The organism is Sphaerotilus sp. (assembly GCF_041083715.1).
Taxonomy (GTDB): Bacteria; Pseudomonadota; Gammaproteobacteria; order Burkholderiales; family Burkholderiaceae_C; genus Sphaerotilus.
The window spans coordinates 19,059-27,008 of the sequence record NZ_JBFPGY010000241.1; the positions used below are offsets into that span (position 1 = coordinate 19,059).

Sequence of the window (7,950 nt, forward strand, 5' to 3'; positions counted from 1 at the left end):
CGCGATGACCCTCGGCCTGCACGACCTGCCGCTGTTCGCCCTGACGGTGCTGGTGCTCAACGCCACGCCGGGCGTCGATCTGGTGTTCACCGTCAGCCGCACGCTGCAGCACGGCCTGCGTACCGGGCTGGCGGGGGCTGCGGGCATCAGCGCGGGCTGCGTCGTGCATGCGCTGGCGGCGGCCTTCGGACTGGCCGCGCTGCTGGCGGTGTCGGCGACGGCGTTCAGCGTGCTCAAGGGCATCGGCGCCGCCTATCTGGTGTGGCTGGCGTTCGGCATGCTGCGCAGCGCGCTGGCGGCACCGGCCGCGCCCACCACCGAGGCCGTCGCCATGGTGCCGGTGCCGCTCGGACGGGTGTTCCGGCAGGGGCTGCTGACCAACGTGCTGAACCCGAAGGTGGCGCTGTTCTTCCTCGCCTTCCTGCCCCAATTCATCGACGCCGATGCGGCGCACAAGACGCTGGCCTTCCTCGCGCTCGGCGGCTGGTTCGTGCTGCAGAGCGCGCTCTTCCTCACCGCACTCGTGCTGCTGACGGCACGGCTGCGCTACCTCGGCCAAGGCTCGGCCACCCCGGGCCGCTGGCTCGACGGGCTGGGCGGTCTGCTCTTTCTCGGTTTGGCGGCCAGACTGGCCCGCACGGATCTGCCATGACTCCACACCACCCGCTCCCCTCCTCTGTCCTGGTCATCGGCGCCTCGCGCGGCATCGGCCTGGAACTCGTTCGCCAGTACCGCGCCGAGGGCGTGCGCGTCACCGCCACGGCGCGGGACGAGCCGGGCCTGCAGGCACTCACCGCGCTGGGCGCCCAGGCCCTGCGGATCGATGTCGCCCGGACGGCCAGCGTCTCGGGCCTCGCCTGGCAGATCGACGGCGAGGCGTTCGACCTCGTCGTGGTCAATGCCGGCGTCTACGGCCCGCGCCTGCGCACGCTCGACACCCCCGGCGACCTCGACTTCGACCAGGTCATGCACACCAACGTGCTCGGCCCGATGCGCGTCCTTCCACAACTGCTGGACGCGCTGGCACCAGACGCACGGGTGGTGTTCCTGTCGTCGGTGATGGCCTCGATCGGCGCTCGGCAGCAGACGACCGGCTGGCTGTATGCCGCGTCCAAAGCCGCGCTGAACTCGGTGATGAAGGACGTGTCGCTGGCGCTGGCCGACCGCGCCACCTGCATCGCCGTCCATCCCGGCTGGGTGCGCACGGCGATGGGCGGGCCGCAGGGGCAGCTCTCGGTCGAGGACAGTGCGGCCTCGCTGCGCGGCACTTTTGCCCGGCTCGGCCCGGCCGACAACGGCAGCTTCCTGAACCACGACGGCACACCGCTGCCCTGGTAAGTCCACCGACTGCCCACAACAAGACCCCGAAAGAGACGCCCATGCTGCTCAGCGACGACCACCGCGCCATCCAGGACGCCATCCGCTCCTATGTGCAAGACCAGATCGCCCCGCACGCGGCGCGCTGGGACAAGGAGCACCACTTCCCCGCTGCCGAGCTGAAGGGGCTGGCCGCGCTGGGCTGCTACGGCGTGGCGGTGCCGACCGAGTACGACGGCGCAGGGCTGGACTACCTGGCGCTGGCGCTGATCCTCGAAGAGGTCGCGGCGGGCGACGGCGGCACCTCGACGGTGATCAGCGTCAACAACTGCCCCGTCTGCTCGATCCTGATGGGCTTCGCCGACGAGGCGCAGAAGCAGGCGTTCCTCAAGCCGCTGGCCCGTGGCGACCTGCTCGGCGCGTTCTGCCTGACCGAGCCGCACGTCGGATCGGAAGCGGGCGGGCTGAAGACGACGGCAGTGCGCGATGGCGACGACTACGTGCTCAACGGCGTCAAGCAGTTCATCACCAGCGGGAAACACGGCGACGTGGCGATCGTCATGGCCGTGACCGACAAGGCCGCCGGCAAGCGCGGCATCAGCGCCTTCCTCGTGCCGACGGGCACGCCCGGCTACACGGTGGCGCGCCTGGAAGACAAGATGGGCCAGCACAGCTCGGACACGGCGCAGATCCTGTTCGAGAACTGCCGCATCCCGGCCGCCAACCGCCTGGGCGACGAAGGCCAGGGCCTGAAGATCGCGCTGGCCGGGCTGGAAGGCGGGCGCATCGGCATCGCGGCGCAGAGCCTGGGCATGGCGCGGGCGGCGTTCGAGGCGGCGCTGCGCTACAGCAAGGAGCGCGTGGCCTTCGGCGTGCCGATCTTCGAGCACCAGGCGGTGCAGTTCCGGCTGGCCGAGATGGCGATGCAGCTCGAAGCCGCCCGCCAGCTCATCTGGCACGCCGCGTCGATGAAGGACGCCGGCATCCCCTGCCTCAAGGAAGCCGCGATGGCCAAGCTCTTCGCCAGCGAGATGGCCGAGAAGGTCTGCTCGATGGCGATCCAGACCTTCGGCGGCTATGGCTATGTCAGCGACTTTCCGGTGGAGCGGATCTACCGGGACGTGCGGGTGTGCCAGATCTACGAGGGGACGAGCGATGTGCAGAAGATCCTGATCGGACGGGCGCTGGCGGCGGGGTGACATCCCCGCAATCCTCGAACAGGTCGCCAGGGACGTGGAATGGGAATATGGCCCTCGAACCACCGACACGCCGTGGGTCCAGGGCGGTCGCGGCCACGCGGCGGCCGTGGCCTTCTTCCAGGCGCTCGGCCAGATCGAGATCACCCACTTCGTGCCCAAGACCTTCCTGGCCGGTGACGGTCTGGTCGTGGCCATCGTCGATGTCGACTTCACCGTGAAAGCCACCGGCCGCCGCGTGCATGAGATCGACGAAGCCCACCTGTGGACCTTCAACGCCGCCGGCCAGGTCGCGAAGTTCCGGCACCGGATCGACAGCTACGCGCAGCACCAGGCGTTCCACGGCCTCGACTGCTGACGCTGCCGCGGCAGCTCAGACCGGATTGCCCTTGTCGTCCGTCCTGAAACTCTGCGACTGGAACGCAAAGAAGAACGCCCGCCACGTCCACGCCGCCCCCGCCTTGCCGGGGTAGCCGAACACCAGCGCGCCGTCCTGCCAGGTGCCGTTGTCGGCCATGTACGGCGCGCCGTTGCCCTGGTTCATGTGGATGTCATGGATGCCGTTGCCGGGCTTGAACTTGAAGTACTGGTCCGCCTTGGTTGTTTCCGGTCCCCATTTCGCACCGAAGGCGAAGACCTGTGCGCCGGGTGTGGCCATCGCCTTCAGCGCGGCAGCCTCGACCTTGTCCTTCAGGTCGTTGTCGACACCGGGCGCGTCCGGGGGCACCGGCTTCATCGATGCCGGCTTGACCACGCCGCCGCGCACGTAGTCGATGGCCAGGCCACCCGACGCGTGCGGCAGCTGGCGGTAGCCGGCCGGCAGCGCCAGCAGTGCCGCGGTGAACGCCGCCGGCAGCGCGGTCACGGTCTGGAACAGCACCATGGACGGCGCATTCGGCGCCGAGGACTTGACGTTGACCGCGATGCGGTCCATCTCGCCGCCGGCATCGACGAGCAGTTGGTAATGGTCATCGTCCGCGTTGCGCAGATGACCGAGCACGGTGCCCTTGAGCACGCCATAAGTGGACAGCGGCATGAAAAACTCCCGATGAAAAACCCAGGCACGCATACTGCATGAAATCTCCGTTCCTCACCTTCAGGTAGCCCCATGATCCGCATCGAACTGCAAGTCGAGCTGAACTACGACATCGATGCCAATGGCGCCGACTTCGTCTTCAACATCCACGCCGCCCAGACCGCCTGCCAGAAAGTCTCCGCCGAGCATCTGGTGCTGAGCCAGCCGGTCGTGCCGCACATCCACACCGACGCGGCGACCGGCACCCGCTACATGCGCGTGCGCGCCCTGCCCGGTCCGCTGAAGCTGTCCTACGCGGCCACGCTCGACATCACCCACCACTTCGCCGAGCCGGCGCATCTGGCCGAGGTGCCCGTCTACCGGCTGCCGCCGGAGGTGATCGGCTACATCTACCCGAGCCGCTACTGCCAGTCCGACCGCCTGCTGCGCCTCGCCGCGCACGAATTCGGTGCGCTGTGGCAAGGACACGGGCGTGTGCAGGCCATCGTGGACTGGGTGCGCAGCCGGGTGAGCTTCACGTCCAACGTGTCCAACTCGACCACCTCGGCGCTGGACACGCTGATCGAGCGCGTCGGCGTCTGCCGCGACTTCGCGCACCTGATGATCGCGCTGTGCCGGGCGCTGAACATCCCGGCCCGCTTCGCCACCGGCACCGACTTCGGCGCCGACCCCGCGCTCGGCCCGCCGGACTTCCACGCCTACGTGGAGGTCTGGCTCGGCGACCGCTGGTACATCTTCGACCCGTCCGGCACCGCCATCCCGATGGCCTTCGTGCGCTTCGGCACCGGGCGGGATGCCGCGGACGTGGCGTTCGCGACCATCTTCGGCGGCGTGCGCTCGCAGGCGCCGTTCATCATGACGCGGGCCATCGAGGACCCGTCGCAGGGCCTGCTGCGGCCGGTGCGCTGCCGCGAGGCGCTGTCCACCGATGCGGGCACGCCGCCCGTGCCTGCCGCCACCGCGCAGGGGTAGCCGCGGCTCTGCGTCCGATCCCAGCCTGATCCGCGCACCGCCGTTTCACGCGGGCGTCACGCCCGCTGCCGACACTCGCCCGATCGACTGATCGAGCGAACGGGTGCCGGCGTGAAGCGCAGCGGTTTTCACTTGCTGATGGGGGCGCAGTTCGTCTCCGGGCTGGCCGACAACGCGCTGCTGCTGGTGGCGATTGCCCAGGTGGCGGCCCGGGGTGGCCCGCTCTGGCTGCCGCCGCTGCTCAAGCTGGTGTTCACGCTGGCGTATGTGCTGCTGGCGCCGGTCGTCGGCCCGCTGGCGGACCGCTGGCCCAAGGCGCGCGTGATGGGCGCAGCCAACGCGGTGAAGGCGCTGGCCTGCGCAGCGATGGCCGCCGGTGCGCCGGTGGCGGCCTGCTTCTGCGCCGCGGGCGCCGGTGCGGCGGTGTATTCGCCGGCCAAGTACGGGCTGGTGACCGAGCTGGTGCGCCCGGAGCGGCTGGTGGCCGCCAATGGCTGGATCGAGGTGACGACCGTGCTGGCGATCCTGCTCGGCACGGTGCTCGGCGGTGGGCTGAGCGAGCCGCGCTTCGCCGCCTCCGGGTTCGCGGTGCTGCTGGCGCTCTACGGACTGGCCGCGCTGCTGAACCTGGGCATTCCCGACAGCGGCGCCCGCTATCCCGCCGCACCGCCGCTGCAGCACCAGTGGCGGGCGTTCCGGCGCGACCACCTGCGGCTGTGGTCCGACCCGCTCGGCCAGGTCTCGCTGGCCACGACCACCTTGTTCTGGGGCGTCGGCGCGACGCTGCAGTTCCTGGTGCTGCGCTGGGCCGGTGAACAACTCGGGTTGACGCTGGCACAGGCAGCGTATCTGCAGGGCCTGTCGGCGACCGGCGTCGTGCTGGGCGCGGCGCTGGCCGGGCGGCTGGTGCCGCTGGCGCAGGCGACCCGGGTGCTGCCGCTGGGTGTGCTGCTGGGGCTGGTGATCCTGCTGATGCCGGGCGTGCACCGCTGGCTGCCCGCCGCGCTGGTGCTGGCCACGGCCGGGTTGCTGGCGGGGCTGTTCGTCGTGCCGATGAACGCGCTGCTGCAGCACCGCGGCAGCACGCTGCTGAGTGCCGGCCGCTCGGTGGCCGTGCAGAACTTCAACGAAAACGCCAGCGTGCTGCTCATGCTCGGCAGCTATGCGCTGTGCGCCGGGCTGGAACTCGGCCTGGGCACGCTGGTGACCGGCTTCGGCGGGCTGGTCGCCGGGCTGATGGCGCTGATCGCGCTGCGCCACCGGCAGCTGCAGCGCCAGGTGCTGGCGATACCCGGTTCTGCACGGCCTGAACGTTCCACGCTTTCCACTTCCTGCAAGGACAGTCCATGAAGATCGCCATCGTCACCGACGCCTGGGAGCCCCAGGTCAACGGCGTCGTCCGCACCCTGAAGATGACCGCGCACGAGCTGGGCCTGCTGGGCCACCAGGTCGAGTTCGTGTCGCCGCAGGGGTTTTTCAGCGTGCCGTGCCCGACCTACCCGGACATCCGGCTGGCCGCGGTGACGCCGGGACGGATCGCCCGCGTGCTCGACGCGCTGGCGCCCGACTGCCTGCACATCGCCACCGAAGGCCCGCTCGGCTGGGCGGCGCGCTCGGTGGCGCTGTCGCGTGGCTGGCCGTTCACGACGGCCTACCACAGCCGCTTCCCCGAGTACCTGCAACTGCGCACCCGCATCCCCGTGCGCTGGACCCACGCGCTGCTGCGCCGCTTCCACAACGCCGGCCAGGCCACGCTGGTACCCACCGAACACATGGGCACCGAGCTGCGCACCCACGGCTACCAGCTGCCCACGCCGTGGAGCCGTGGCGTCAACCTGCAGCTGTTCACACCGGACGGTCCGACGCTGCCGCGCGCCGAGGGCAGCGGACCGGTGTTTCTCTACATCGGCCGGCTGGCGGTGGAAAAGAACGTCGATGCCTTCCTGCAGATGGACCTGCCCGGCGAGAAGTGGGTGGCCGGCGCCGGCCCCGAGGCGGCGCGGCTGCAGCGGCAATACCCCGGCGTGCGCTGGTTCGGTGTGCTGTCCGGGCCGGACCTGGCGGCGCTCTACCGCAGCGCGGACGTGATGGTCTTCCCGAGCGAGACCGACACCTTCGGGCTCGTGCTGGTCGAGTCGATGGCCTGCGGCACGCCGGTGGCGGCGCTGCCGGCCACCGGCCCGATCGACGTGGTCGGCCCGAGCGGCGAAGGCGGTGTCATCGACACCGATCTGCGCCGCGCCTGCCTGGCCGCGCTGCAGTGCGACCGCCGGCGCGTGCGTGCGTTCGCGGAGCGCTACACCTGGGAAGCGGCCACCCGCCAGTTCGCGCAGGCGCTGCAACCGATCCGCGCCGTCACGCCGACCAGCGGCACCGCGCAGCTCACGTCGCCGTGATCGACAGTGGCAGCGCCGGCACCGCCGCGCGCTGCCGCTGGCGCAGCACCTCGGACCATTCGATGATCTCCAGGCGGCCGTCGCCATGTTCGACCAGCGCCGTCAGGCTCTCGACCCAATCGCCATCGTTGGCGTAGGTCAGACCATCCACGGTGCGCAGTTCGGCGTGGTGGATGTGGCCGCAGACGACACCATCCACGCCACGGCGCTTCGCTTCGCGGATCACCGCGGCCTCGAAGTCACCGATGAAGCTGACCGCGCGCTTGACCTTGAGCTTCAGGTAGCGCGACAGCGACCAGTACGGCAGTCCGACCCGGGCCCGCACCGAGTTCAGCGTGCGGTTCAGGCGCAGCGTGAACTGGTAGAGCCCGTCGCCGATGTGCGCCAGCCATGGTGCGCACTGCACGACGCCGTCGAACAGATCGCCGTGCATGACCCAGAAGCGCCGGCCGTCGGCGGTCTGGTGGAGGGCATCCTCGACCACCTCGATGCCGCCGAAGCTGTGGCCGAGGTAGCGGCGCGCGAACTCGTCGTGGTTGCCCGGCACCAGCACGACACGCGTGCCCTTGCGCGCCTTGCGCAGCACCTTCTGCACGACGTCGTTGTGCGCCTGCGGCCAGTACCAGCGGCGCATCAGCTGCCAGCCGTCGACGATGTCGCCGACGAGGTAGAGCGTCTCGCACTCGACGCAGCGCAGGAAGTCGAGCAGTGCCTCGGCCTGACAGCCCGGCGTGCCCAGGTGCACGTCGGAAATGAAGACGGTGCGCACCGAGAGGCGCCGCCCGACCGTCTCGGCGGGCTCGTAGGCAGGGTTCATGCAGCCATCGTCCGTAACCGCCATGACCGGGGCATGACGCAGCGATGACCGTTCGGAGCATCGGCACGGGCTGGGCGCAGCGCCCCTTCTGCGCTAGCCTGACCACCTGGGGCAGCCGCGCCGATGCCCGGTACAAGGAAACCGATGAAACGCTCCCTGCACAGGCAGAGGCTCCGGAACACCACGCGCTCGATCGCCGTCGCGTTCACGCTCACG

At 70.1% G+C, this 7,950-nt stretch carries 9 protein-coding genes; 7 read left to right on the forward strand and 2 right to left on the reverse strand.

Annotation, left to right across the window (positions count from 1 at the left end; translation table 11 throughout):
- Window positions 1–4: 4 nt before the first annotated feature.
- From AB3X43_RS10650 to AB3X43_RS10665, 4 genes are read left to right on the forward strand one after another with little or no spacing between them, the layout of a single operon-like run.
- Window positions 5–652 (forward strand): LysE family translocator, encoded by a 648-nt coding sequence (locus AB3X43_RS10650; RefSeq protein ID WP_369429822.1) that lies wholly within the window; start codon window positions 5–7, stop codon window positions 650–652.
- A complete protein-coding gene (locus AB3X43_RS10655) occupies window positions 649–1,338 on the forward strand; it encodes an SDR family oxidoreductase (RefSeq protein ID WP_369429823.1) in 690 nt (229 codons plus the stop codon). The genes AB3X43_RS10650 and AB3X43_RS10655 overlap by 4 nt, the downstream gene beginning before the upstream one ends.
- 41 nt (window positions 1,339–1,379) lie before the next feature.
- Window positions 1,380–2,516: an acyl-CoA dehydrogenase family protein gene (locus AB3X43_RS10660; protein ID WP_369429824.1), complete on the forward strand. Its 1,137-nt coding sequence runs from the start codon at window positions 1,380–1,382 to the stop codon at window positions 2,514–2,516.
- 34 nt (window positions 2,517–2,550) lie between these two features.
- On the forward strand, window positions 2,551–2,871 hold the full coding sequence (locus AB3X43_RS10665) for a nuclear transport factor 2 family protein (RefSeq protein ID WP_369429825.1): 321 nt from the start codon (window positions 2,551–2,553) through the stop codon (window positions 2,869–2,871).
- 15 nt (window positions 2,872–2,886) lie between these two features.
- On the opposite strand, the gene AB3X43_RS10670 is transcribed toward AB3X43_RS10665, so the two are convergent.
- The gene (locus tag AB3X43_RS10670; RefSeq protein ID WP_369429826.1) at window positions 2,887–3,549 is read right to left on the reverse strand and encodes a DUF2278 family protein; all 663 of its coding nucleotides are present in this window, start codon (window positions 3,547–3,549) and stop codon (window positions 2,887–2,889) included.
- Between the two features lie 72 nt (window positions 3,550–3,621).
- On the opposite strand from AB3X43_RS10670, the gene AB3X43_RS10675 reads away from it, so the two are divergent.
- The 3 genes from AB3X43_RS10675 to AB3X43_RS10685 all read left to right on the forward strand — a co-directional run bounded on the left by AB3X43_RS10675 (window position 3,622) and on the right by AB3X43_RS10685 (window position 6,917).
- The gene (locus AB3X43_RS10675) at window positions 3,622–4,521 is read left to right on the forward strand and encodes a transglutaminase-like domain-containing protein (protein WP_369429827.1); all 900 of its coding nucleotides are present in this window, start codon (window positions 3,622–3,624) and stop codon (window positions 4,519–4,521) included.
- A gap of 111 nt (window positions 4,522–4,632) precedes the next feature.
- Window positions 4,633–5,871, forward strand: coding sequence for a lysophospholipid transporter LplT (gene lplT, locus AB3X43_RS10680; protein WP_369429828.1), 1,239 nt, complete (start codon window positions 4,633–4,635; stop codon window positions 5,869–5,871).
- Window positions 5,868–6,917, forward strand: a complete 1,050-nt coding sequence (locus AB3X43_RS10685; protein WP_369429829.1) for a glycosyltransferase family 4 protein — start codon at window positions 5,868–5,870, stop codon at window positions 6,915–6,917. The genes lplT and AB3X43_RS10685 overlap by 4 nt, the downstream gene beginning before the upstream one ends.
- On the opposite strand, the gene AB3X43_RS10690 is transcribed toward AB3X43_RS10685, so the two are convergent.
- Complete coding sequence (locus AB3X43_RS10690; RefSeq protein ID WP_369429830.1) at window positions 6,904–7,734, reverse strand: UDP-2,3-diacylglucosamine diphosphatase; 831 nt, start codon at window positions 7,732–7,734, stop codon at window positions 6,904–6,906. The genes AB3X43_RS10685 and AB3X43_RS10690 overlap by 14 nt on opposite strands.
- Window positions 7,735–7,950 lie beyond the last annotated feature (216 nt).